Here is a 964-nt window from a genome sequence, read left to right as displayed (position 1 = left end):
TAATTCACCTATTCTCAAGTGGTGTTTAACTAATACAGGTGTTGAAACTGATCGGAACGGCAATATTGTACCGGTAAAAAATCAAGCTGCTAAGATGCGGATAGATGGAACGGCAAGTATGTTAGATGCGTATGTTGGATTATTTGAGCATCATGATGAATTTTTAAGAGCTTTATAAGAAGGGGAATTATAGTGGTCACAACTCAAAAAAAGGATAAAAAAATAACGATTTTAAAGGTTGAATATGAAAGAGATGAAATAGGACAACAAATTGAAATAAAAAGTCCGTAAAAAGTTGGCGAAAATATTTGGGCTTATTACAGACTAGCATCAGCTAATGAATTTTTAGGTGCAGCCGTAACAAATTACAAGGTAGAGGCTATTTTTAGAATTGGATGGAGAAGTGATTTACATCCAAGTATGAGCATTATGTTTAGAGGTAAAGAATATGGCATAACTCGTATTGATGATTTCGAAGGATATAAACAAGATTTAACTTTATATGCTTATGCAATTAATTAAGCAGGGAGGACTGTCCAAAGTTGGACGTACCTTTTTCAGTGGGGGGATGCTCAAAGTTGAGCTGTCCCCGTTTTTGGCTAAGTGGGTTTGAACCACTGGGTTATTAATAATAGAACAAGAACAGCAATAAAAACAAAAGGGGCTCTCTATCCCTTGTGGGAAGTCGCCCTTTATTTAAAACACAACAATTGGCCTATTTTATCAAGAATCTACAGTTGTTTTTAATATTTCGAATTTCCCTTGTTCATCCACGGTAAACATGACATTATTATTACGACTATCCGTTCCTCCTATGCTTGTTTCATTAGGGCTGGAATACATGGTCAGAACAGCTATCTCATAAATGCCCTCTGTTAGCACGTGGCTCTTTTCGAAATCATCCATAATACTTTGAGCATTGGGAACAGTTTCACTATTTTTGCTTGATCTCGATTCAAGTAAT

General features: G+C 35.8%; 1 protein-coding gene and 1 pseudogene. One reads left to right on the top strand and one right to left on the bottom strand.

The window, feature by feature from the left end:
• Positions 1–306: 306 nt before the first annotated feature.
• Entirely contained in the window at positions 307–522 is a 216-nt protein-coding gene (locus tag AC1DJR_RS31490) for a phage head closure protein (RefSeq protein WP_477004413.1), read from the top strand.
• Positions 523–723: 201 nt separating this feature from the next.
• Here the strand turns inward: AC1DJR_RS31490 and AC1DJR_RS31485 are convergent.
• Positions 724–964, bottom strand: a pseudogene (locus AC1DJR_RS31485) (hypothetical protein); the annotation flags it as partial.

Source organism: Bacillus sp. 05T31 (genome assembly GCF_056396725.1).
Note: the sequence above shows the minus strand (reverse complement) of the source record. Positions and strands in the feature narration are given on the sequence as shown.